Genomic DNA, 22,574 nt, shown 5'->3' with positions numbered 1-22,574 from the left:
GGTTCCCTTAGTTGGTGTCGTGCTTGTGCGACTGCGAGTGACCTTGGTCTTCAGGGGATTTGCTGTCATCGGGAAGATACAGCGGGCCTTTTTGACCGCAGGCAGTGACAAGGCAGGCAACCGCGACGAGCGCAGCAAGGGAAGAGATCAGGCGCTTCATGGCGAAATCCTTGAGAATGCGTTAATTGCGCCCGAGTATACCGGCCACCCAGCGGCTTGCCTATGCGCTGGAATACCCGTCCGGCGGGCCTTTGCCCCGGGCGCAGGAGCCGAGCGCGGCGGCTGCGGGGATATTTTCTCTGCTGCCCGCGCCCTTGATCGGTATCCTTTGCATTCGCCCGGATGCGCCCGTATCTTGCGGCGCTTGAGCGTGAGTAGACACTTTTCGAGGTTCCCGCAATGAGTTTGACTGAAGCCCGTTTCCACGACCTGGTCGATGCCACCCAGCAGATGCTGGAGGACATTTTCGATGAGAGTGACCTGGATATCGATCTGGAGAGCTCCGCCGGTGTGCTCACCGTCAAGTTCGAAAACGGCAGCCAGGTGATCTTCAGCCGCCAGGAACCGCTGCGTCAGCTGTGGCTGGCCGCGCGCTCCGGCGGTTTCCACTTCGACTACGACGAAGAAAGCGAACGCTGGATGTGCGACAAGAGCGAAGAGCAGCTGGGCGAAATGCTCGAGCGCATCGTTCTCGAGCAGGCCGACATCAAGCTCGAGTTCGAAGGGCTCTGAGACCGTGACGCCAACCGCCCCGGCGCGTCCGCCCAAGCCGCTGTACAGTAATGTCAGCCCGGCGGTGGCCTCGCCCTGCATCAGCCTGTGCCGGCTGGACGAGGAAAAAGTCTGCAAGGGCTGTTTCCGGCATGTCGAAGACATTCGCGAATGGCGCTCGGCGGACGATGAGCGACGGCGAGTCATCTGCCGCCAGGCGCTGGAGCGCAAGCGGGCGGCGGCGCCCGGCATGGGCTAGCCCAGGCACAAAAGCCCGGCGGCTTGTTTATTTGTGCTGCTGTGGTAGTGTCCGGTTACGCCTCGCCACATCGAGGCCGGTGAAAACCCCGTCTTATCTGGACGGGGTTTTGCTTTTTTGTGCCGAAAAAAGGAGTCTGCCTGGATCATGAGCACCGCACCTTCCATCATTCTCACCCGCCTCGACGTGCAGCGTCTGGAGCGCCTGATCGACAGCCTGGACGACACGCTGCCAGGCGTCATTGCGTTGCAGACCGAGCTGGATCGCGCCGAAACCCTGGTGGGCCACGATGAAGTCCCGCCTGGTGTCGTGACCATGAATTCGCGTGTGCATTGCCGCGAAGAGGGCAGCGGCAAGGACTATCACCTGACCCTGGTGTATCCACAGGACGCCAACGCCGACGAAGGCCGGATCTCTATCCTGGCGCCGGTGGGCAGCGCCTTGCTCGGCTTGCAGGTCGGGCAGTACATCGACTGGCCGGCACCCGGCGGCAAGACCCTGAAGCTGACCCTGCTGGAAGTGGAATACCAACCCGAAGCGGCTGGCGACTTTCACCTCTGACTGGCGTCTCTGACCGGCTAGACCTGCTCGAGCGCGTCGTTCAAGGCGCGCTCCAGGTCAGCTTTGTAGCGTAGGTAAAGGTTGCTTGAGCCGTGGTGGTCGCCGAGCAGGCCGGACAGGTCCAGGTCGGTGATGTAGCAGCGATAGCGTTCGGCTTCGCGACGCTGGCCGACAATCTCCTGGGCGACCGCGGCGAACAACTGGTCGCCATGCTCCAGCTCGGAAAACTCCCGTTGATTGCAATACAGGGTGACCTGCACCTGCCCCGGTGCGGCTTTGCCGATGATGCCCTGCACGTCATAAAAGGCTTTGTTCGCCGGCGTCTGTGGCGCCGGGCGCGGCTCGACCCGGCGAGCCCTTGTGCTGCCTGAAGGCAATATCTGGTAATACAAAATGTCCAGCGGCACGAGGGCCTGGGAGGCCTCCATCGGCAGCTGGGCATCGCGCCGATAGAGGATCGACTGCAGGAAGCGTTGCAGGGGGGCCAGCAGGCTCTGTTCATCGTGGTAGGGCAGGCGTTGCTGCCAGAGCGCATCGAATTCATCCAGCACGTACAGCTCGGCCTGAGCCTCGACGACGCGGTAGAACACCTGGATGCAGTCAGGCTGGCCCATCGGCAGGATCAGCGCCAGGTCGTGTTCTTCCAGGGCCATCGGGTCCAGGTGCAGCGGGCTGTAGCTGGACTGTTCTTCGCCCAGGTAGTCGATCAGCGCCGGCAGGCTCGCCAGCGCCACATGGTTGACCTGGCCCGGCACCAGCTCCAGCACGTGGTAATGCTGCTGGACCTGGATCAGGTAGCGGTGATTGAGCTGGCTGAGCAACAGGTTCTGCGCCGTGTCGAACAGCTCTTCGACCCGTTGGGCGATGAACTGGGCGCGGTTGTGGCAGAAGCAGCGCACTCGCAGCGTCGGTTGCTCAGGGCCGCGCGGCAGGTTGTTGAGGTAGTCGCGCAGGCAGTCGAGCAGGGCATGGGCGCCGTCGTAACGACCGACCAAGACTTCGTTCCAACTGTTGAGCGTCACCTGGTCGAGGGTCAGCACCAGGTTTTCCCGCACCCCGGCGTAGCTCAGGGAGTCGGTGCGCTCGGTGGTCATCAGGATGTTCAGGTCGCGGTGGTGCTTGAGCGGGTCGCGGCCGACGTTCACCAGGATCAGCACTTCGCTGGGCACGCTGGTGTGCAGCAGGCGTTCTTCGCTGACGGTGCCCAGGGGCAGGGCGATGGTCTGTTGCAGGCTGCCCAGCAGATTGAACAGCTCGAACTCGCTCAGGTCGCTGCTGCCCGGATGCAGCGCCAGGCGCGTGCTGCTGTCGATCACCCCGTTGCGATGACACCAGGTCAGCAGCTCCAGCAACTCGCGGCTGCGCTTGATCGGCGCGAAGTGTTCCCATTCCAGGGCATTCAGGCTGCCGTTGTACAGGCCCCAATGGGTTTGCCCCGGTTCTTTCTTGTTGGGCGACTGCACCAGGGTCAGGGTGTCTTCGGCCAGGTCCGGGGCGATGCCGGGGTTGATGAACTCGATCTTGCCGGCCTTGCGTTCAAAGGCCGCGTACAGGCGCCGGCCGAGGACATTCAGGTCGCGCTTGTTGATCTGGCCGAGAGTCTGCTCGGTACGGGCGAACTGGGTCAGGAAGCGGTAGCTGTAATTCAGTTCGTTGACCAGGGCCCGGCGTTCGGCGCTGACCTGGCGGACTTTCCACTGGCTGCGGCTATCGAGCATCGCCAACTGGCGCTGATCCCAGCCCCATTCGTGGGCCAGCCGTTCGAGCAGCGAGCGCTGCCAGCTCGGGTTGCGCGCGCCGTTGTTGCCGGTGAGCTTGCGGTTGACCTTCAGGTACAGGCTGCGCCGCACCAGCTCCAGGCGCTCCGGCTCGCCGCGGGCCTTGAGGTATTCCTCGATGCGCCGGTAGACCACGATGTAGGGGTCCAGCTCGTCGAGGTCCAGGCGGTTGGCGAACACGGCCTGTTTGAAGCGCAGGCTCAGGCATTCCACCCGCGGGTGTTCGCTGGCGTAGACCTCGGTCAGTAGCAGCTTGAGCACCGACTTGTACGGCGACTCGATGCCCTTGAACAGCTGCCAGAGCCCGGCGCCGATGAATTCCCCCGGTGGAATATGGGCCAGGTGGCCAAGGTCGAGGTTTTCATCGGCGGGAATGAAGCGCTTGGACAGCAGCGTGTGAGTGTACTGGTGGTAGCGGGCTTCTTCGTATACCGGCACCAGCCACCACAGCGGCGTACGTCCGGCCAGCCAGATGGCGGTGCGGTAGAACTCGTCCAGCAGCAGGTAGTGCTGGGTGGTGCCGCAATCGTCGGAGCTCAGCTGGGTGTCGCGATCGCCACGGACAAAGCGGCTGGGGTCGATCAGGAAGAAATGCGCCTCGGCGCCCTGGCTGGCGGCCCAGGCCTCCAGCAGCAGGCATTTCTTGCGCAGTTCGGCGAGTTCGTTCTCGCCGAGGTCGGGCGCATGGCAGACCCACACGTCCATATCGCTCTGGTCGGCCTGGGCCAGGGTACCCAGGCTGCCCATCAGGAACAGGCCGTGGATAGGTCGCGGCGCATTGCTGGGCCGGGCCTTGTAGGAAAACGAACGGGTCAGGCGCTGGGCTTCGTTGAGTGTTGGTGTGTCGGGCTCGTAGTTCGACAGCCCGGCGGGTGTGCCGCCCGACACATAGCCCGGTAATAACGGGTGATTGACGTGAAAGAACAGCGGCAACAGGTTGAGCACCAGTTGCTGGCGTGGCGACAACCCCTCCATGGCCCGGCCCAGGCGCCCTTCGTTGAGCTTCAGAAAGCGCGCGCGAAGTTGGCTGAGAACCTTGCGATCGATTCCCTCGTCCAGATCTGGGCGGATTTCATGGGTGCGGGTCATTCAAACAGGCTCGCGAAGCTTGAACGTGGGCGGTCTTATGTGCGGAGGAGTTTACAGCCAGTCGAGGGCGAGCTTTAAGCTGATTTTTATTTTTGACGTCAGATTTCCAGCGGATGGCTGGAGCTTGCCCGCGGAATCCGACAGGCGGGGATTCCGAGGGCCGTAGGGGAGAGCGTTCAGGCGGCTTCTTTGACCGTCAGAATGGTCAGCAGGCCTTGGGCATGCTCGGCGGCATCGCGGCCCAGGCTGGTCAGGTAACCACCATCGGGCTGGGTAATGAGCTCTTTTTCGAACAGGCGTCGTGCGGCGGCGATAGCTTGGGGGGCAGCGGTCTGATGGATTTTCAGGCCTTCCTGGGAATTGTCCAGGTTGAAGAGTACAAGGATTTCCAGTTCGGCAACCAACTCAGGGGTATACGACATAAGGACTCCAGACTTTCTAGGAATTAGACGACAGCGTCCTTAAGGTGACCGCAGTTGTGCAGCCTGTCCAGTGTCCGCTGCGGACTTTTACGCCCCTGGGCGGCGGTATTTGGCCGCAGGGCGCGTACCAGTGTAGTCACGGGTCGCAATCGCGCCGGCCAGGTGCGGGCGCGAGGCGTGGCGGGCTTATTTCTTCTCGGGCGGCAGCTCGGGCAGGGCGCGCAGCGCGGCTTCGTACCATTGGGTGTCGAACGCGCGGTCTTCTTCGAGGATCGCGTCGATTTCCACCGCCAGGACGTGAGCCATGAGGTTGAGGATTTCGTCACGCTCATAGCCAACCAGGGTCAGCTTGTTGAAGGTGGCCTTGGCCGCGGGCGGGTTGTCGCTTTCGATCTGGTTTTCGATCGCTTCGATCAGGGTGTTTTCGGCGAACGCTTCTTCGTCGTTATCGTCTTGGTTGGCGTCGGGGATTGGCTCGCTCATGGCAGGCTCCTCAAGGAAAGGTCGCCAGTCTACCCGTATTCAGGAGCCTGATGCTGCTGGCCAGTCGGCTGTCGAGGATCTATAAGAGTGGCTGCCAACCCCGTACCCGGCCTGGAGGCTACGTGATGCTCAAGCTTTATGGATTCGCCGTCAGCAATTACTACAACATGGTGAAACTGGCGTTACTGGAAAAAGCTCTGCCTTTCGAAGAAGTGCCGTTCTACGCCGGGCAAAGCCCTGAGGCGTTGGCCATCAGCCCGCGCGGCAAGGTGCCGGTGCTGGGGGTGGAGAAGGGATTCATCAATGAAACCAGCGTGATCCTCGAATACCTCGAAAGCCAGCCGGGTCTGGCGCTGCTGCCCAGCGACCCGTTCGAGCGTGCCCAGGCGCTGGCGCTGGCCAAGGAGATCGAGCTTTACATCGAGCTGCCGGCGCGGGCCTGTTACGGCGAGGCGTTTTTTGGCACGGCAGTCCCCGAGGCCATCAAGGAGAAATCCCGCAACGAGCTGGTGCTGGGGTTCGCCTCGCTGGCCAGGCACGGCAAGTTCGCCCCTTATGTGGCGGGCAGCAGCCTGAGCGTGGCGGATCTGTATTTCCTGTACAGCGTCAGCCTGGCCTGTGCGGTAGGGCAGAAGCTGTTCGCTGTGGATTTTCTGGCCGAGATGCCGGCAGCCAAGGCCTTGATGGCGCGGCTGGAGCAGATGCCCAATGTGCAGCGGGTCGCGGCGGACAAGGACGCGGCGATGCCGCAGTTCCTGGCGATGATCGCCAGCAAGAAGTAGGAAGGTTGCAGTGCGCTGATCACAGGCAAGCCACGCTCTTGTAGGAGCGAGGCTTGCCCGCGATAGCCTTTAGCGGTTGCCCAGCAACGCCTGGCCGCGAACCACCGCCGCCCTGACTTGAGCCGGGGCCGTGCCACCGATGTGGTCACGGGCGTTGACCGAACCTTCCAGGGTCAGCACGGCAAACACGTCCTGATCGATCTGGTCGCTGAACTTGCGCAGTTCTTCCAGGCTCATTTCCGCCAGGTCCTTGCCGGTTTCCACGCCGTACTTCACGGCGTGGCCAACGATCTCGTGGCAATCGCGGAATGGCAGGCCGCGGCGCACCAGGTAGTCCGCCAGGTCGGTGGCGGTGGAGAAACCACGCAGCGCCGCTTCGCGCATCATCGCGTGCTTGGGCTTGATCGCCGGGATCATGTCGGCGAAGGCCCGCAGCGAGTCGCGCAGGGTGTCGGCGGCGTCGAACAGCGGTTCCTTGTCTTCCTGGTTGTCCTTGTTGTAGGCCAGGGGCTGGCCCTTCATCAGGGTCAGCAGGCCCATCAGGGCGCCGAACACGCGGCCGCTCTTGCCACGAACCAGCTCCGGAACGTCCGGGTTTTTCTTTTGCGGCATGATCGAGCTGCCGGTGCAGAAACGGTCGGGCAGATCGATGAACTGGAACTGCGCGCTGGTCCACAGCACCAGCTCTTCGGAGAAGCGCGACAGGTGCATCATGGCCAGGCTGGCGGCGGCGCAGAACTCAATGGCGAAATCGCGATCAGACACATTGTCCAACGAGTTGCCACCGACGGCGTCGAAGCCCAGCAGCTGGCAGGTCAGCTCGCGGTCGATCGGGTAGGTGGTGCCAGCCAGCGCGGCGCTGCCCAGAGGCATGCGGTTGGTGCGCTTGCGGCAATCGACCAGGCGCTCGTAGTCGCGGCTGAGCATCTCGAACCAGGCCAGCATGTGATGACCGAAGGTCACAGGCTGTGCGGTCTGCAGGTGAGTGAAGCCCGGCATGATGGTGTCGGCTTCGCGCTCGGCTTGTTCCAGCAGGCCTTTTTGCAGGCGGGTGATTTCCGCCAGGATCAGATCGATTTCGTCGCGCAGCCACAGACGGATATCGGTGGCCACCTGGTCGTTGCGGCTGCGGCCGGTGTGCAGCTTTTTGCCGGTGACGCCGATGCGGTCGGTCAGGCGTGCTTCGATGTTCATGTGCACGTCTTCCAGGTCGATGCGCCAGTCGAAGGTCCCAGCCTCGATTTCGCCCTGGATGGTCTTCAGGCCGTCGATGATGCTGTCGCGTTCGGCATCGGTCAGTACGCCGACCTTGGCCAGCATGGTGGCGTGGGCGATCGAGCCCATGATGTCGTGACGATAGAGGCGCTGGTCGAAAGTGACGGAGGCGGTGAAGCGGGCGACGAAGGCGTCGACGGGCTCACTGAAGCGGCCGCCCCAGGACTGATTGGTCTTGTCAGTGCTCATGAATTCGCTCGTGATCGGCTGGAAGGGAAATGAGGTGAAAAGTTGCCGCGGATAATAACAGGGTTGCCAATCCTGTAGCTGGCACCGGTCGGCAGGTTTTTATTTCTGCCATGGGTGCCGCGGGCGCTTGTCGCCGACCTCGGGCGCGCAGAGACTAGGCGAGCGAAGGCGGGGTGCGAGGAGTGATGTAACGATATTTATCGATAGAGCAATATCGTCTTGGCAACCGTCTACAGTTGGACTGAAGGAACAGCGCAATCTCGGATGCTTCATCGAGTCTGGTCGCTGATCACGCAACCGTTGTCGCATGCGCTCCGGTCCCGGCACCACCTCGCGATTCGCGAGGGAGGCGGTCGGGGTGGAAGCCGGCTATAAGAGAGGGGGTGTTTGTGTCCTGTATCAGCAGTCCCCATGACCATGTCGTGCAGTGGTGGGCCTTGAACGGTATCGAGCAGGCCCGGGTAAATAATGGTGCCCGTCGTGGGGCACTTTTTGGCCCTCGCACTAGTCTTAGCGTGGATCGCCGTGACGGACGTCACTTCACCTGTCTACGCTATCCTTGTGCGAGACTCACGCAGGAATCCAGCGCAATATGAATGTCCTGATCGTTGATGACGAACCCCTAGCCCGCGAGCGACTGAGCCGCATGGTCAGTGAGCTTGAGGGATACAGTGTCCTGGAGCCCAGCGCCACCAATGGCGAAGAGGCATTGGCCCTGATCGACAGCCTGAAACCGGATATCGTGCTTCTCGACATCCGCATGCCGGGTCTCGATGGCCTGCAGGTTGCCGCCCGTTTGTGCGAGCGCGAGGCGCCGCCAGCCGTGGTGTTCTGTGCCGCCCCTGATGAATTCGCCCTCGAGGCCTTTGATGTCAGCGAGGTAGGTCACTTGCTCAAACCGGTGCGTTCCGAGCATCTGCTCGAGGCGCTGAAAAAGGCCGACCGCCCCAACAGGGTCCAGCTGGCGGCCTTGACCCGGCCCGCCGCCGAAAGCGGCAGCGGCCCCCGTAGCCATATCAGTGCACGGACCCGCAAAGGTATCGAGCTGATCCCGCTGGATCAGGTCGTCTATTTCATTGCCGACCACAAGTACGTGACCTTGCGCCATGAGAGCGGCGAAGTCCTGCTGGATGAACCCCTGAAGGCGCTGGAAGACGAGTTTGGCGAGCGTTTCGTTCGCATTCATCGCAACGCCCTGGTGGCCCGTGAACGCATCGAACGCCTGCAGCGTACGCCGCTGGGGCATTTCCAGCTGTTCCTCAAGGGCCTCAATGGTGATGCGCTGATCGTCAGCCGACGGCATGTGGCCGGCGTGCGGAAGATGATGCAGCAGCTCTAGATCCGGGCGGCCGGGTGGGTCATGCACCCCGCCCGCCACGTTCCTGCAGCCAGGGAGGGGCTGTAGTTGCTGATACAAGTCAAAGCTGATTTGGCTGAGCTGTTATCATCTGCCGTATTTTCTTCAGTACGGATTGATCCATGTCCTCTCGCGAAATCCGCATCGCTACCCGCAAAAGTGCCTTGGCCTTGTGGCAAGCCGAATACGTCAAAGCTCGTCTGGAAGCCGCTCACCCGGGGTTGATCGTGACGCTGGTGCCCATGGTCAGTCGCGGTGACAAGCTGCTCGACTCGCCATTGTCGAAAATCGGCGGCAAGGGGCTGTTCGTCAAGGAGCTGGAAACCGCGCTGCTGGAAAACGAAGCGGATATCGCCGTGCATTCGATGAAAGACGTGCCCATGGACTTCCCTGAAGGTCTGGGTCTGTTCTGCATCTGCGAGCGCGAAGACCCGCGCGACGCCTTTGTCTCCAATACCTATTCCAGTCTTGCCGACCTGCCCGCGGGCAGCGTGGTGGGCACCTCCAGCCTGCGTCGCCAGGCGCAACTGCTGGCTCGTCGCCCAGACCTGCAGATCCGCTTCCTGCGCGGCAACGTCAATACTCGCCTGGCCAAGCTCGACGCCGGTGAGTACGACGCCATTATCCTGGCCGCTGCCGGCCTGATCCGTCTTGGTTTCGAAGATCGCATCAGCTCTTCGATCAGCGTCGAAGACAGCCTTCCGGCGGGCGGCCAGGGTGCGGTGGGCATCGAATGCCGCACGGCCGACAGCGAGATCCATAAGTTGCTGGCGCCCCTGCATCATGCCGATACGGCGGATCGGGTCACCGCCGAGCGCGCCCTCAACAAGCATCTGAATGGCGGCTGCCAGGTACCGATCGCCTGCTATGCGGTGCTCGAAGGCGATCAGCTGTGGCTGCGCGGCCTGGTCGGCGAACCGAGCGGCGGCGTGTTGCTCAGCGCCGAGGCCCGTGCTCCACGTAGCGCGGCGGCGGCGCTTGGTGTGCAGGTCGCAGAGGATCTACTGGCCCAGGGCGCCGACGATATCCTGCGCGCGGTCTATGGCGAGGCTGGCGAAGAGTGAGCGACTGGCGTGTGCTGCTGACCCGGCCCACGGACGAGTCGGCGCTGCTGGCTGAGGTTCTGGGCGAAGCGGGGGTGTTCAGCAGCAGCCTGCCGTTGCTGGAAATCGAAGCCCTGCCTTTTGACGATACCCAGCGCGCCAGAGTGCTTGACCTGCATCTGTACTGCGCGGTGATCGTAGTCAGCAAGCCAGCCGCGCGAATGGCCGTGCAACTGCTCGAGCAGTTCTGGCCGCAGCCACCGAGCCAGCGCTGGTTCAGTGTGGGCGCCGGCACGGCGCAGATTCTGGCCGATCACGGCCTGGATGTTTTTTTCCCCGAGCAAGGCGACGACAGTGAAGCCTTGCTTGAACTTCCCCAGTTGCGCGAGGCTATTGCACGATCCGGCCCACGGGTGCTGATCATGCGCGGGGAGGGTGGCCGCGAACTGCTGGCTGAGCGTTTGCGCGACCAAGGTGCTAGTGTCGACTATCTGGAGCTGTACCGCCGCGACCTGCCGCGTTATGCCGACGGAGTCCTGATGCAACGCATCCAGGCGGAACGCTTGAATGGGCTGGTGGTCAGCAGTGGGCAGGGTTTCGAGCACTTGCAGCAGTTGGCCGGCGAGGCCTGGTCACAGGTGGCGCGGCTGCCGTTGTTTGTACCGAGCCCCCGGGTCGCCGAGATGGCGCGTGTCGCCGGGGCCGAGAAAGTTGTGGATTGTCGTGGCGCGAGCGCCGCGGCCTTGCTAACGGCGTTACGGGAGCAACCCGTGCCCGTTCTCTAAACGCAAAGGATGGATACGTGAGCGAAACAGCCTTGCCTAAAGATGATGTCCAGCCGGTAATCGATGCGCCGGCTGAACCCGCAACCCCAGCTGTGCAGCGCCGCGGCAACGGGTTGGCGATCCTCGCCCTGCTGCTGGGGGCGGCCGGTGTCGCTGCCGGCGGCTGGGGTGTCTGGCAGGTGCGCAGCCTGCAGGCCAACAATCAACAGCAGCTGGGGCAGTTGCAGGCCCTGGGTGACGAGGCGCAGAGCCTGAAGCTCAGCGAGCAGCGCCTGACCGCACGCCTGGAGCAGTTGCCGGCGGCCGATGAACTGGAAGAACGCCGCCGTCTGGTGGCGCAGCTGCAGGGCGACCAGCAGCGACTCAATCAGAAGCTGGAAAGCGTGCTGGGTGCCAGCCGCAAGGACTGGCGTCTGGCCGAGGCGGAACATCTGTTGCGTCTGGCCAGCCTGCGTCTTTCGGCCTTGCAGGACATCAGCAGCGCCCAGGCCCTGGTGCAGGGTGCCGATGAGATCCTGCGCGAGCAGAACGATCCCGGTTCTTTCGCCGCGCGCGAACAACTGGCCAAGAGCCTCGCGGCCCTGCGCAGCACCGAGCAGCCGGATCGCACCGGACTGTTCCTGCAACTGGGCGCCCTGCGCGATCAGGTAGCCGAACTCACCGAGCTGGCCCCCGAGTACCGCGACCGTGGCGATTCGCTGCTGGGCCTGACCGCCGACGGCGATGGCGCCAGCCGCTGGGCGCAATGGTGGGACCAGATCTCGCGTTACATTCGTATCGACTTCAACGCGGACAAGAACGTGCGGCCGCTGCTCGCCGGGCAAAGCCTGACGCAGGTACGCCTGGCCTTGAGCCTGGCCCTGGAACAGGCCCAATGGGCGGCGTTGAACGGTCAGGCGCCGGTGTACACCCAGGCGCTGGTGGAAGCCCGCGATGTATTGAAGGGCAACTTCAATCAGGACAACCCGCAGAGCAAGCTCATGCTGGAGCGCGTGTCCGAACTGAGCAAACAGCCGGTCACCGTGCAGACGCCGGACCTGACCAAGACCCTGAGCGCCGTTCAGGCCTACCTGGAGCGGCGCAACCTGAGTGCTGAAGAGTCGGTGAAACCACTGGCCAAGCCTGCTGCGAATGCCCCGCAGGAGACCAGCCCATGAAGCGCCTGTATGTGATTCTGTTCCTGGTGATCGCCGCCTCGGGATTGCTGGGGTTGGCGATCGCCGAGCATTCCGGGTACATCCTGATTGCCTACGACAGCTTCCGTTATGAGTCGAGCCTGTGGGCGACCCTGGCGCTGGTCGCGGTGATCTGGCTGGTGATCTGGGGGATCAAGGCGCTGATCGAACTGGTGATGGCCTCCAGCGGCGTGGTCAATCCCTGGTCGCGGCGTAACCGCAGCCGGCGCGTACAGATCGCCATCGAGCAAGGCCAGATGGATCTTGCCGAAGGCCGCTGGGCCAGCGCACAGAAACATTTGCATCGTGCCGCGGAAGCCGAGCGTCAGCCTCTTCTGTACTACCTCGGCGCGGCGCGGGCGGCGAATGAGTTGGGGAATTACGAGCAGTGCGACAGCCTGCTGGAGCGTGCCCTCGAGCGGCAGCCCCAGGCCGAGCTGGCGGTGGCCTTGAGTCATGCCCAACTGCAGACCGATCGCGGCGATACCGAAGGCGCCCTGAGTACCCTGCAAGCCATGCACGAGCGTCACCCCCACAGTGTCCAGGTGCTGCGGCAGTTGCAGCGTCTGCAACAGCAGCGGGGCGACTGGTCGGCGGTGATCCGCCTGCTGCCCGAACTGCGCAAGGACAAGGTCCTGCCCGCCAACGAACTGGCCGAGCTGGAGCGTCGGGCCTGGGGCGAGAACCTGACCCTCGCGGCGCATCGCGAAGAAGACGGTGCGGCTGGCCTGCAATCGCTCAATCGCGCCTGGCAGCAACTGACTGCGGCTCAACGTCAGGAACCGCAACTGGTGCTGGCCTACGCCGAACAACTGCGGCAGTTGGGCGCCGAGGCCGAGGCCGAAGAAGTGCTGCGCGTCGCTCTCAAGCGCAAGTACGACAGCCATCTAGCGCGGCTTTACGGCCTGCTGCGGGGCAGTGATCCGGCGCGGCAACTGCAGTTCGCCGAGCAGTGGCTCAAAGACCATCCGAATGACCCGAGCCTGCTGCTGACCCTGGGTCGCCTGTGCCTGCAAACCAGCCTCTGGGGCAAGGCACGGGATTATCTGGAAAGCAGCCTGCGCATCCAGCGCAACCCCGAGGCCTGCGCCGAGCTGGCCCGCTTGCTGGCGCAACTGGGCGATACCGAGCGCAGTAACCAGCTGTTCCAGGAAGGCCTGGGGCTGTTGGACGAGCGCTTGCTGGCATCGCCGTTGCCGGTGCCCATCAGGGCATAAGCCCGCAGGGCCGGGCCGTTCCTGGAGGGGCGGCCCGTCCCGCGAACCTCCCCGATCTGGCCACTGTGCCCGTTTGCCGCGCTCGATCTTGTCATGGCGCGCCTTGAAAGGGCCGAGCGCTTTCTCTACCGTGGCAGCCTGTTTCTTCCGTTGTGGATACTCCATGTCGCTGGCCGGCTCACGCTTGCTGTTCTCCCTTGTGTTCGTTACCGGTGCCTTGGCCCTGTGGGCTTCGTTTCACCTGGAGTACGGGATTGGGCTCGAGCCTTGCCTGCTGTGGGTGCTGCAACGTTTCTTCGCGCTGCTGTTGACTTCGATCAGCCTGGTCGCGGCTCTGCAGGGGCCACAATACCCGGCGAGTGCCCTGTATTGGCTGCTGGAACTGTTCTGCAGCCTGGCGGGTGTCGTCACGGCAGGGCGCCATGTGCTGTTGCAGAACATTCCTTCGGATCAGTTGCTGGCGTGCTTGCCGGACATGCCGTTCATGCTTGGCAACCTGTCCTGGGGACGGGCCTTGCAACTGGTTTTCACCGGGACTGCGCAGTGTGCGGAGGTCACCTGGACGCTGCTGGACATGAGTGCCGCGGAGTGGAGCCTGCTGTTTTTCATCGCGGTGATGATTTTGAGCGCTTATCGCCTGGCGCGGCTTCTACCACGGGGCCGACGCAGGGCGGCTGCGACCTGAATCGTCGTTTTGCGACGGGGCTAAAGATTAAACACTTGTATGAACTTTATCTCCTGCGTACCTTGAAGCGGCTGTCGAGCGGGCATAATCTGGCCCGCACGTGTCACCGCAATTACGTTGCTCGATGCTGTTCTGCCTGGCCGGATGCTGATGTTCAGTCCAGTGACGGATTCAGAGCGGCATGACCCATAAGGGAAGAGAGATCGCCATGCTCGAAAGTTGTCAGAATGCTCAGGAACGCTGGGGTGGAGTGCATCTGCTGATCGATCGCTGGTTGCAGGAGCGTCACGAACTGGTTCGGGCCTATGATGCTCTCGGCGCAGAGCCTGAGACGCTGGCTGAAAACCGACAGCCGTTGCAGGAGTTCTGCGCAATTCTGGTCGATTACGTTTCCGCCGGCCACTTTGAAATCTACGAACAGCTGACCGGCGAGGCCAAGGCCTTCAACGACAAGCGCGGGCTCGAACTGGCCGAAACCATTTATCCTCGGATCGATGTCATCACTGAAAAGCTGCTGGCATTCAACGACCTGTGCGACGAAGGAAAATGCGTGGCGGAGAAATTCAAGGAGCTGGGTGGTCTGCTGCATGAGCGCTTCGAACTGGAAGATTGCCTGATCGAAGTGCTGCACAACGCTCACAAGGAAGAGGCCGCCGTTCAGGCCTGACTTGCAGCGAAAGCCTTACCGAAACGGTGCGCATTGCGCACCGTTTTTCGTTTCTGCCATACCCTAACCGGTAGCCCCCAGCAGCTCGATTTCAAACACCAGGGGCGTGTAAGGCGCAATCAGGTCGCCCGCGCCGTCGGCGCCGTAAGCCTGGGCCGAAGGAATCACCAGGCGCCACTTCGCCCCTGTCGGCATCTGCTGCAAGGCGCTGCGCCATCCGGCAATCACACTGTCCAGGCGAAACCACTGCGGCTGCTGGTTCTGATCGAACACCGTGCCGTCAGGCAGGCGCCCGGTGTAGCGAACCTGTACCGAACCATTGGCTCCCGGCCGTACTCCGTTGCCGGGTGCCAGCTCGGTCAGCAGGATGCCGTTCTCCAGTTCGCGTACGCCCGGCTTGGCTTTTTCGGCTAAGAGAAAACGCTGTTCGTTTTCCAGCGCTACTTCGACTCGCGGCTTGTCCGTTTGCTCGCCGACCTGTGCTTCATGCTGGGCGAGGATCTGTTCGATACGCTCGTCCTTGAGTGCCAGAGGCTTGCCTTGGTAGGCCTGTTTCAAGCCTTCCACCAATGCCTGGATCTGCAGGTCCGGCACCTCCTGGCGCAGGCGTTCGCCGAGGCTGGCGCCCAGGCTGTAGGCGAGATCGTGGGCATCGTTTTTCTGCGAATCTTCGGCGGCCTGAGCCAGTGGCAACAACACACACAAGGATAAAAAAAGGTAACGCGACATGGGCGTTCTCCGGCCTGAGACGAGGTGGATTATGCCAGTGTGGATGTGGCGGCTGGTGAGTAACTTTCTTGTGCGCGAAGAAGATTTTCAATCCTCTGCAACGCATGGCATTCGATACTGTCAACATGCCCTAGCGGCGGTAGCAGCAGAGGTCTAGTATGAGCCGCAACTCACGTCAGCCAGGAGGTAAACCATGTCGGCCAATAAGAAGCCTGTAAATACTCCGTTGCATTTGCTCCAACAGCTTTCGGGCAGCCTGCTCGAGCACTTGGAAAACGCTTGTTCCCAAGCCTTGGCTGATGCTGAGAAATTGCTCGCCAAACTGGAAAAGCAACGCGGTAAGGCACAGGAAAAACTGCACAAATCGCGCACCAAATTGCAGGACGCCGCGGCGGCCGGCAAGGCCAAGGCACAAGCCAAAGCCAAGGACGCAGTGAAAGAACTTGAAGACCTGCTCGATGCACTCAAGACACGTCAATCCGAAACCCGCGCCTACATTCTGCAACTCAAGCGCGACGCTCAGGAAAGCCTGAAACTGGCCCAGGGCGTAGGTCGTGTGAAAGAAGCCGCCGCCAAGGTGCTGAGCACTCGCTCCGCCAAACCGGCAGCCGCTCCAGCACAGAAAGCCGCAGCCAAGCCGGCGGCAAAAGCTCCTGCCAAAGCTGCTGCCAAGGCACCGGCAAAAGCAGCCAGCAAACCGGCCGCCAAACCCGCTGCCAAGCCAGTGGCTAAAACCGCCGCAGCCAAACCTGCAGCTGCCAAGCCAGCGGCTAAACCTGCTGCTGCAAAAGCACCTGCGAAACCTGCTGCCAAGCCTGTTGCGAAAGCAGCGGCTGCCAAACCTGCTGCAGCGAAACCCGCTGCCAAGCCAGCAGCAAAACCTGCGGCCAAACCCGCCGCCAAGCCAGCGGCTAAAACCGCGGCGGCCAAGCCTGCAGCTGCCAAGCCAGCGGCTAAACCGGTAGCGGCAAAACCTGCTGCGAAGCCGGCCGCCAAACCGGCTGCGGCAAAAGCTCCGGTGAAGGCCGCAGCTAAACCTGCAGCCAAACCAGCGGCCAAGCCCGCTGCCAAACCTGCAGCAGCCAAGCCGGCGGCTTCCACTGCCGCCAAGCCAGCAGCCGCTAAACCGGCTGCAGCAAAACCAGCCGCCAAGCCTGCGGCAAAACCTGCTGCCAAGCCGGCTGCAAAACCCGCTGCGAAGAAACCAGTCGCAGCCAAGCCTGCAGCTGCCAAACCGGCCACCGCTCCAGCGGCCGCCAAACCAGCCACCCCGGCAGCTCCGGCAGCCAAGCCTGCGGCACCGGTATCTTCGCCAGCTCCAGCGGCGACTGCTGCGCCAGCTCCGGCTCCGACCGCTCCTGCCAGCACCACGCCAACCAGCGCTTCCTAAGCGCCGGTCACCGCGACGCGCAGCGTCTGCAGCGCGTCGCGGTTGAGGTTGGCGGCTTCGGCCGCCAGTCCTTCCAGCCAGTCCGTCAGATCCTGCGTTTCACCCTCCGACCATTCCCCCGCCAGCGCTTCCAGGCGCAGCAGCAGTTGCCGTTCGGCTTCCAGTTCCAACGCCTTGACCTGTTCGCGCAAGACCGCCAGTTCCGGATCCGCGCTCGCGGCCGGGCGCCATTGCGTGCGCAGCTGTCGTAGCGGCCTGACGACTTCGTCGTGCCAGGGCTGACCCAGGGTTTGCAGCTGTTGCAGGCGCTGGGCGGTACAGGCCACCCCGCGCGCGCCGAGCCAGGCCGCGCAGAGTAAAAGACAGACATTGGCCCCGGCCGCCTGGAGGTTCAGGCAGGCTTCTTCGACGCCCGGGCGGGCGTAGGTCTTGAGGGTGAAGCTCCACAGGTCAGAGGACATATTGCTACTCGCGCCAGTTGCGAACGAAGCTGGTAGACTCCGCCGCCATTATGATTCGACTTCAGAACCTGACTTTACAGCGTGGTCCGCAACGTCTGCTAGAAGACGCCGAGCTGACCCTGCACGCCGGCCAGAAAGCCGGCCTGATCGGTGCCAACGGTGCTGGCAAATCCAGCCTGTTCGCCTTGCTGCGTGGCGAGTTGCACCCGGATTCGGGTGACTGCTTCCTGCCCGCCGACTGGCGCATCGCCCATATGCGCCAGGAGGTCGATACCCTCGAGCGGCTGGCGGTCGACTATGTGCTCGATGGCGACCTGCGCCTGCGTCAGGTGCAGCGTGAGCTGGCCGCCGCCGAAGCGGCCCATGACGGTGCGGCCCTGGCACGCCTGCATGCCGAGCTGGACAGCGCCGACGGTTATACCGCCGACGCCCGGGCGCGCAAGTTGCTGGCTGGCCTGGGCTTCAGCAACGAGCAGATGGACCGTCAGGTCGGCGACTTCTCCGGTGGCTGGCGGATGCGCCTGAACCTGGCGCAGGCACTGATGTGCCCGTCGGACCTGCTGTTGCTCGACGAACCGACCAACCACTTGGACCTCGATGCGATCCTCTGGCTGGAAGACTGGCTCAAGGGCTACCCCGGCACCTTGCTGCTGATTTCCCACGACCGCGATTTCCTCGATGCCGTGGTCGACCATGTGGCTCACGTCGATCAGCGCAAGATCACCCTCTATCGCGGTGGCTACAGCGCTTTCGAACGGGCCCGTGCCGAACGCCTGGCGCAGCAGCAACAAGCCTACGAGAAGCAGCAGGCGCAACGCGCGCACATGGAAAAGTACATTGCGCGCTTCAAGGCCCAGGCTACCAAGGCCCGCCAGGCCCAGAGCCGGATCAAGGCCCTGGAGCGGATGGAAGAGCTGTCCGCCGCCCATGTCGACTCGCCGTTCGACTTCGTTTTCCGCGAGTCGGAAAAGATCTCCAGCCCGCTGCTCGACCTGTCCGATGCCCGCCTGGGCTACGGCGAAAAGACCGTGCTGGAGAAGGTCAAGCTGCAACTGACCCCGGGTGCGCGTATCGGTCTGCTCGGCCCCAACGGCGCCGGCAAGTCGACCCTGATCAAGAACCTCTCCGGCGAGCTGTCGCCGCTGGGCGGCCGCCTGACCCGTGGCGAGAACACCGTGGTCGGCTACTTCGCCCAGCACCAGCTGGACTCGCTCGACGCCAAGGCCAGCCCGTTGCTGCATTTGCAGCGCCTGGCGCCGACCGAGCGCGAGCAGACCCTGCGTGATTTCCTCGGCGGCTTCGACTTCCGCGGCGCGCGTATCGATGAGCCGGTGCTGAACTTCTCCGGTGGCGAAAAGGCGCGCCTGGCCCTGGCGCTGATCGCCTGGGACCGTCCGAACCTGCTGTTGCTCGACGAACCGACCAACCACCTGGACCTGGAGATGCGCCTGGCCCTGACCATGGCCCTGCAAGAGTTCAGCGGCGCGGTACTGGTGGTTTCCCACGACCGTCACCTGCTGAAAAGCACCACCGACAACTTCTTCCTGGTGGCCGACGGCAAGGTCGAGGAGTTCGACGGCGACCTGGACGACTACGCACGCTGGCTGGTGGATTACCGCCAGCGCAACGCGCCGGTCAGCACGACCACGGTCAACCCGGACAAGACCGACAAGAAGGCCCAGCGCCAGGCCGCCGCGGCCCTGCGCCAGCAACTGGCGCCGCACAAGCGCGAAGCCGACAAGCTGGAAACCGAGCTGGGCAAGGTCCACGAGCGGCTGGCGAAAATCGAAGCCAGCCTTGGCGACAGTGGTGTCTACGAAGCGGCCCGCAAGGATGAGTTGCGTGACCTGCTGGCCGAGCAGGCCAAGCTGAAGGTACGCGAAGGCGAGCTGGAAGAGGCCTGGATGGAAGCCCTGGAACTGCTGGAAAGCATGCAGGCGGAACTGGAAGCCTTGTCCTGATGGAAGCGTTCAAGCTGCCTTTGCCAACCATGTGGATCGAGCCGCTGTGGGTCACAGTGCAAATCCTGCTGATCCTCCTGGCCGGCTACATCGCCCAGCGTTTTGTCGCGCGCTGCCTGACCCGTCTGGGTGAACGTTATCCGTTCCCGCCGCAGCTGCTGATGCCGCTGCGCGGCGGCTTGCGCTGGCTGATCATGGGCAGCGCGCTGATCTTCGTCCTGGAGCGGCTCGGGGTGTCGGCGACGGTGCTCTGGACCGCCTTGTCCGGTTTTGTCGCGGTGGCGGCGGTGGCCTTCTTCGCCATGTGGAGCGTGCTGTCCAACCTGCTCTGCGCCATCCTGATCTTTACCGTGGGCCCGTTCCGCATCGGCGATGTGGTCGAGTTGGTGGACACCCTCGACAAGCCGGGCATCAAGGGCCGGGTGGTGGCAATCAACTTGCTGTACACCTCGCTGATCGAGGCCGAGGAAGCCGGCACCGGCGGCGTCATGGTGCAAGTGCCCAACAGCCTGTTCTTCCAGCGCTCGGTGCGCCGCTGGCGCGGCAGCGATGCGCTGTCGCTGGGCTCCGGCGAGAAGTAGCCCTCCTGTGCCGTCTCTGTAGCCGCTGCCGAAGGCTGCGATCGGCTCCGAAGGANTTCGGCAGCGGCTACAGTGGATCGGCTTGTCCGACAAAAATCTATGGTCATCCGCCCGCTGGCGCATTAGCTTAGGCGTCTACGACGAATTCGAGCCGAGGTGTGCGATGGTTCTTGAGACATGGCTGGCGTTTTTTGCCGCCTGCTGGGTGATCAGTCTTTCCCCGGGGGCCGGCGCGATTGCGTCGATGTCCTGCGGTCTGCAATACGGTTTCTGGCGCGGTTATTGGAACGCCCTGGGCCTGCAACTGGGCCTGGCCATGCAGATTGCGATTGTCGCGGCCGGCGTGGGGGCGATTCTCGCGGCATCCTCGACTGCCTTTTACGCGATCAAATGGTTCGGTGTGGCCTACCTGGTCTACCTCGCGGTCAAACAGTGGCGCGCGCTGCCCAGCGACTTGAGTGACGACGCCGCGATCCGGCCGATCGGCAAACCCCTGGCCCTGGTGTTCCGCGGATTCCTGGTCAACATCAGCAACCCCAAGGCGCTGGTGTTCATGCTGGCGGTCCTGCCGCAGTTCATCGACCCCCATGCACCGCTGGTGAAGCAGTACCTGATCCTCGGCGCGACCATGATCGCCGTCGACCTGATCGTCATGGCCGGCTACACCGGCCTGGCTTCCAAGGTCCTGCGCCTGCTGCGCACGCCCACCCAGCAACGCCGGATGAACCGCACCTTCGCCGGTCTGTTCCTCGGCGCCGCCGGATTGCTGGCGACCATTCGCAAAGCGCCGGTCTGAGAGACGGGCCACACAAAAAAGGCGCCCTTGAGGGCGCCTTTTTTGTACGTGCGTCCCAACCGAGTCTTCGTGAGCCTGAGCCGCTCCCGGATTTATTTCATCTTTGTTCAGGAAGCTCCGGACCCCAGGTGATTCAAGGCCTTGGCCCGTCATCGGGTGCTGTTGCGCCTGGGTGTCTGCATGACAGAGCTTGAGTGAAACTCATTGGAAGTGAACAATGTGTTACTTCGTATTTCCATTTGAGATTCGTTCATGACTGCCCCCTCCCGTTTCCTGGCGTGGCTCGTGCTGCCGCTATTGGCCCTGTGCAGCGCCAACCTGCTGGCGGACACCGTAGAAGGCGCGCCCAAGGCGCTGCACCTGCTCGACTACATTGGCGCGGACTATCCACCGACGGTCGAGGCGGGCAAGGTCATTGATGACTCCGAGTACCGTGAGCAGGTCGAGTTTCTCGGCGTGTTGCAGGGACTGGTCGCCGATTTGCCGGCCAAGCCGGAGAAGGCCGAGCTGGAGCAGGGCATTAGCAGCCTGAATGAGGCGGTCAAAGCCAAGGCGGACGGCGCTCTTGTCGCCCGTCAGGCGCGGCAGCTGGGCGCCAAGCTGGCGGTGGCCTATGAGGTCAGCCAGGCCCCGATCATCACCCCGGACCCGAGCCGTGGCGCGCCTTTGTATGCCCAGCACTGCTCGGTGTGTCACGGCGACACCGGTGCCGGCGATGGCCCGGCCGGGGTCGGCCTGACGCCGCCACCGGCCAACCTGCGGGATACGGCGCGCACGGATCACCTGAGCCTTTACGCGATCTACAACACCCTCGGCCTGGGCGTCGAAGGCACCGACATGCCGTCGTTCGCCGATCAGCTGGACGACCGCCAGCGTTGGGACCTGGCGACCTATATCGCCGGTTTCACTGCCGACCCGGCCGCGGCGAAGGGCGACAAGAGCTACAACCTCGCCGATCTGGCCCGCCAGACCCCAAGCGAAGTGCAGGCCGCCGAAGGCCCGCAGGCCGCGGCCACCTTCCGTGCCCAGCGCGCCCAGCCGCCACAGGTCAAGCGCGGCCCGGCGCAACTGCTCGACTACACCGCCTCGACCCTGGACAAGAGCCTGGCCGCCTACCGCGCCGGTGACCGCGAACAGGCCTATGACCTGTCGGTGGCGGCGTACCTGGAAGGCTTCGAGCTGGTGGAAAGCTCCCTCGACAACGTCGACGCCAATGTGCGCAAGGACACCGAGAAAGCCCTGATGGCCTACCGTCAGGCGCTGCAGGACGGCTTGCCGGTAGAACAGGCCGAGCAGCGCCTGGATGCCGCCAAGGCCAAGCTGACAGAGTCGGCGGGCCTGCTGGGCAGCGACGGCCTGAGCTGGTCCCTGAGCTACATCTCCGGCCTGCTGATCCTGCTGCGCGAGGGCCTGGAAGCGATCCTGGTGCTGGCGGCGATCCTGGCCTTCCTGCGCAATACCGGCCAGCAATCGGCGGTGCGCAGCGTCAACGTCGGCTGGGCCCTGGCCTTGCTGGCCGGTCTGGCGACCTGGGCGCTGGCGGCGTATGTGATTGACGTCAGCGGCTCCCAGCGCGAGTTGCTGGAAGGCGCCACGGCCTTGTTCGCCAGTGTCATGGTGCTCTGGCTCGGCGTGTGGATGCACGACCGCCGGCACGCGGCGGCCTGGCAGGACTACATCAAGAGCAGCCTGGTGGGCGGCGGTGGCCGTTTCGGCTTTGCGGTGCTGGCGTTCTTCTCGGTCTATCGCGAGCTGTTCGAAGTGATCCTGTTCTACGAAACCCTGTGGCTGCAGGCTGGCCCGGCTGGCCACAACGCAGTGCTGGCTGGCGGCGCCACGGCGCTGGTGCTGTTGTTCGGCCTGGCCTGGGTGATCCTGCGCGGTTCGGCCAAGCTGCCGCTGGCCCTGTTCTTCGGCATCAACGCGGCATTGCTGTGCGCCTTGTCGGTGGTGTTTGCCGGGCATGGCGTCAAGGCGTTGCAGGAGGCCGGAGTCTTCGGTACGCGGCCAGTGGCGTTCTTCGACTTCGACTGGCTGGGGATTCACGCCGATGCCTACTCGCTGACGGCGCAGGCGGTGGCGATCGTGGCGATCATCGTGCTCTACAGTCGCAGCCGCATCACCGAGAAACGGCGGACCCAGGTTTCCTGAGGCATCCACTTCGCGCATTATCGCGGG

Annotated in this window: 23 protein-coding genes and 1 pseudogene; 17 read left to right on the top strand and 7 right to left on the bottom strand. The window is 63.4% G+C overall.

The annotated features are described in order from the left end of the window. Positions 1–7 precede the first annotated feature (7 nt). Positions 8–160, bottom strand: a complete 153-nt coding sequence (lptM, locus tag ACTJKT_RS15910; RefSeq protein WP_007926668.1) for an LPS translocon maturation chaperone LptM — start codon at positions 158–160, stop codon at positions 8–10. Positions 161–399: 239 nt separating this feature from the next. On the opposite strand from lptM, the gene cyaY reads away from it, so the two are divergent. From cyaY to rnk, 3 genes are all read left to right on the top strand, one after another. Next, positions 400–732 carry an iron donor protein CyaY gene (gene cyaY / locus ACTJKT_RS15905; RefSeq protein ID WP_097306512.1) on the top strand — a complete coding sequence of 111 codons (333 nt, stop codon included), beginning with the start codon at positions 400–402 and terminating at the stop codon, positions 730–732. Between the two features lie 4 nt (positions 733–736). Further along, entirely contained in the window at positions 737–970 is a 234-nt protein-coding gene (locus ACTJKT_RS15900) for a DUF1289 domain-containing protein (protein ID WP_053263079.1), read from the top strand. A gap of 147 nt (positions 971–1,117) precedes the next feature. Then, entirely contained in the window at positions 1,118–1,531 is a 414-nt protein-coding gene (rnk, locus tag ACTJKT_RS15895; protein WP_007926672.1) for a nucleoside diphosphate kinase regulator, read from the top strand. A gap of 17 nt (positions 1,532–1,548) precedes the next feature. Here the strand turns inward: rnk and ACTJKT_RS15890 are convergent, their stop codons facing one another. The 3 genes from ACTJKT_RS15890 to ACTJKT_RS15880 form a co-directional block, all read right to left on the bottom strand. Then, positions 1,549–4,398: a class I adenylate cyclase gene (locus ACTJKT_RS15890; RefSeq protein ID WP_440787731.1), complete on the bottom strand. Its 2,850-nt coding sequence runs from the start codon at positions 4,396–4,398 to the stop codon at positions 1,549–1,551. 176 nt (positions 4,399–4,574) lie between these two features. Continuing rightward, positions 4,575–4,820, bottom strand: a complete 246-nt coding sequence (locus tag ACTJKT_RS15885; protein ID WP_097306515.1) for a TIGR02647 family protein — start codon at positions 4,818–4,820, stop codon at positions 4,575–4,577. Between the two features lie 186 nt (positions 4,821–5,006). Next, entirely contained in the window at positions 5,007–5,303 is a 297-nt protein-coding gene (locus ACTJKT_RS15880; RefSeq protein WP_025807054.1) for a hypothetical protein, read from the bottom strand. Positions 5,304–5,428: 125 nt separating this feature from the next. Here ACTJKT_RS15880 and ACTJKT_RS15875 point away from each other — a divergent pair, with 125 nt between their 5' ends. Then, the gene (locus tag ACTJKT_RS15875) at positions 5,429–6,085 is read left to right on the top strand and encodes a glutathione S-transferase family protein (protein WP_440787730.1); all 657 of its coding nucleotides are present in this window, start codon (positions 5,429–5,431) and stop codon (positions 6,083–6,085) included. Between the two features lie 69 nt (positions 6,086–6,154). Here ACTJKT_RS15875 and argH read toward each other — a convergent pair whose 3' ends face one another. Then, a complete protein-coding gene (argH, locus tag ACTJKT_RS15870) occupies positions 6,155–7,549 on the bottom strand; it encodes an argininosuccinate lyase (RefSeq protein WP_440787729.1) in 1,395 nt (464 codons plus the stop codon). Positions 7,550–7,989: 440 nt separating this feature from the next. Between argH and ACTJKT_RS15865 the strand changes: the two are divergent. From ACTJKT_RS15865 to ACTJKT_RS15830, 8 genes and pseudogenes are all read left to right on the top strand, one after another. Beyond that, a pseudogene (locus ACTJKT_RS15865) lies at positions 7,990–8,145 on the top strand (sensor histidine kinase); the annotation flags it as partial. After that, on the top strand, positions 8,142–8,888 hold the full coding sequence (locus tag ACTJKT_RS15860) for a LytR/AlgR family response regulator transcription factor (RefSeq protein WP_016703190.1): 747 nt from the start codon (positions 8,142–8,144) through the stop codon (positions 8,886–8,888). The pseudogene ACTJKT_RS15865 and the gene ACTJKT_RS15860, both read left to right, overlap by 4 nt. A 140-nt stretch (positions 8,889–9,028) precedes the next feature. Then, positions 9,029–9,970, top strand: coding sequence for a hydroxymethylbilane synthase (hemC, locus tag ACTJKT_RS15855; protein ID WP_440787728.1), 942 nt, complete (start codon positions 9,029–9,031; stop codon positions 9,968–9,970). Then, a complete protein-coding gene (locus tag ACTJKT_RS15850) occupies positions 9,967–10,734 on the top strand; it encodes a uroporphyrinogen-III synthase (RefSeq protein WP_440787727.1) in 768 nt (255 codons plus the stop codon). Before hemC ends, ACTJKT_RS15850 begins: the two co-directional genes overlap by 4 nt. Before the next feature lie 17 nt (positions 10,735–10,751). Then, on the top strand, positions 10,752–11,891 hold the full coding sequence (locus ACTJKT_RS15845) for a uroporphyrinogen-III C-methyltransferase (RefSeq protein ID WP_440787726.1): 1,140 nt from the start codon (positions 10,752–10,754) through the stop codon (positions 11,889–11,891). Next, positions 11,888–13,126, top strand: a complete 1,239-nt coding sequence (locus ACTJKT_RS15840; RefSeq protein ID WP_440787725.1) for a heme biosynthesis protein HemY — start codon at positions 11,888–11,890, stop codon at positions 13,124–13,126. The genes ACTJKT_RS15845 and ACTJKT_RS15840 overlap by 4 nt, the downstream gene beginning before the upstream one ends. 163 nt (positions 13,127–13,289) lie before the next feature. Continuing rightward, positions 13,290–13,811, top strand: coding sequence for a disulfide bond formation protein B (locus ACTJKT_RS15835; protein ID WP_440787724.1), 522 nt, complete (start codon positions 13,290–13,292; stop codon positions 13,809–13,811). A gap of 208 nt (positions 13,812–14,019) precedes the next feature. After that, the gene (locus ACTJKT_RS15830) at positions 14,020–14,478 is read left to right on the top strand and encodes an Rsd/AlgQ family anti-sigma factor (protein ID WP_009051433.1); all 459 of its coding nucleotides are present in this window, start codon (positions 14,020–14,022) and stop codon (positions 14,476–14,478) included. Between the two features lie 63 nt (positions 14,479–14,541). Here the strand turns inward: ACTJKT_RS15830 and ACTJKT_RS15825 are convergent, their stop codons facing one another. Further along, a complete protein-coding gene (locus tag ACTJKT_RS15825; protein WP_440787723.1) occupies positions 14,542–15,207 on the bottom strand; it encodes an FKBP-type peptidyl-prolyl cis-trans isomerase in 666 nt (221 codons plus the stop codon). A gap of 193 nt (positions 15,208–15,400) precedes the next feature. Between ACTJKT_RS15825 and ACTJKT_RS15820 the strand changes: the two genes are divergently transcribed. Further along, positions 15,401–16,597: an AlgP family protein gene (locus ACTJKT_RS15820; RefSeq protein ID WP_440787722.1), complete on the top strand. Its 1,197-nt coding sequence runs from the start codon at positions 15,401–15,403 to the stop codon at positions 16,595–16,597. Here ACTJKT_RS15820 and ACTJKT_RS15815 read toward each other — a convergent pair. Beyond that, positions 16,594–17,058, bottom strand: a complete 465-nt coding sequence (locus ACTJKT_RS15815) for a TIGR02444 family protein (protein ID WP_440787721.1) — start codon at positions 17,056–17,058, stop codon at positions 16,594–16,596. The two genes, ACTJKT_RS15820 and ACTJKT_RS15815, sit on opposite strands and share 4 nt — an antisense overlap. A 50-nt stretch (positions 17,059–17,108) precedes the next feature. On the opposite strand from ACTJKT_RS15815, the gene ACTJKT_RS15810 reads away from it, so the two are divergent. From ACTJKT_RS15810 to ACTJKT_RS15795, 4 genes are all read left to right on the top strand, one after another. Further along, positions 17,109–19,019 carry an ATP-binding cassette domain-containing protein gene (locus tag ACTJKT_RS15810; RefSeq protein WP_063433363.1) on the top strand — a complete coding sequence of 637 codons (1,911 nt, stop codon included), beginning with the start codon at positions 17,109–17,111 and terminating at the stop codon, positions 19,017–19,019. After that, a complete protein-coding gene (locus tag ACTJKT_RS15805) occupies positions 19,019–19,600 on the top strand; it encodes a mechanosensitive ion channel domain-containing protein (RefSeq protein ID WP_440787720.1) in 582 nt (193 codons plus the stop codon). The genes ACTJKT_RS15810 and ACTJKT_RS15805 overlap by 1 nt, the downstream gene beginning before the upstream one ends. A 163-nt stretch (positions 19,601–19,763) precedes the next feature. Then, a complete protein-coding gene (locus ACTJKT_RS15800) occupies positions 19,764–20,396 on the top strand; it encodes a LysE family transporter (RefSeq protein WP_007926706.1) in 633 nt (210 codons plus the stop codon). 252 nt (positions 20,397–20,648) lie between these two features. Next, complete coding sequence (locus tag ACTJKT_RS15795) at positions 20,649–22,547, top strand: FTR1 family protein (protein WP_440787719.1); 1,899 nt, start codon at positions 20,649–20,651, stop codon at positions 22,545–22,547. The last annotated feature ends 27 nt before the right edge of the window (positions 22,548–22,574 follow it).

This window comes from Pseudomonas sp. 22526 (assembly GCF_052044735.1).
Lineage (GTDB): Bacteria > Pseudomonadota > Gammaproteobacteria > Pseudomonadales > Pseudomonadaceae > Aquipseudomonas > Aquipseudomonas piscium.
The sequence above is the reverse complement of the archived record's forward strand: the minus strand, read 5'-3'. Positions and strand labels throughout refer to the sequence as shown.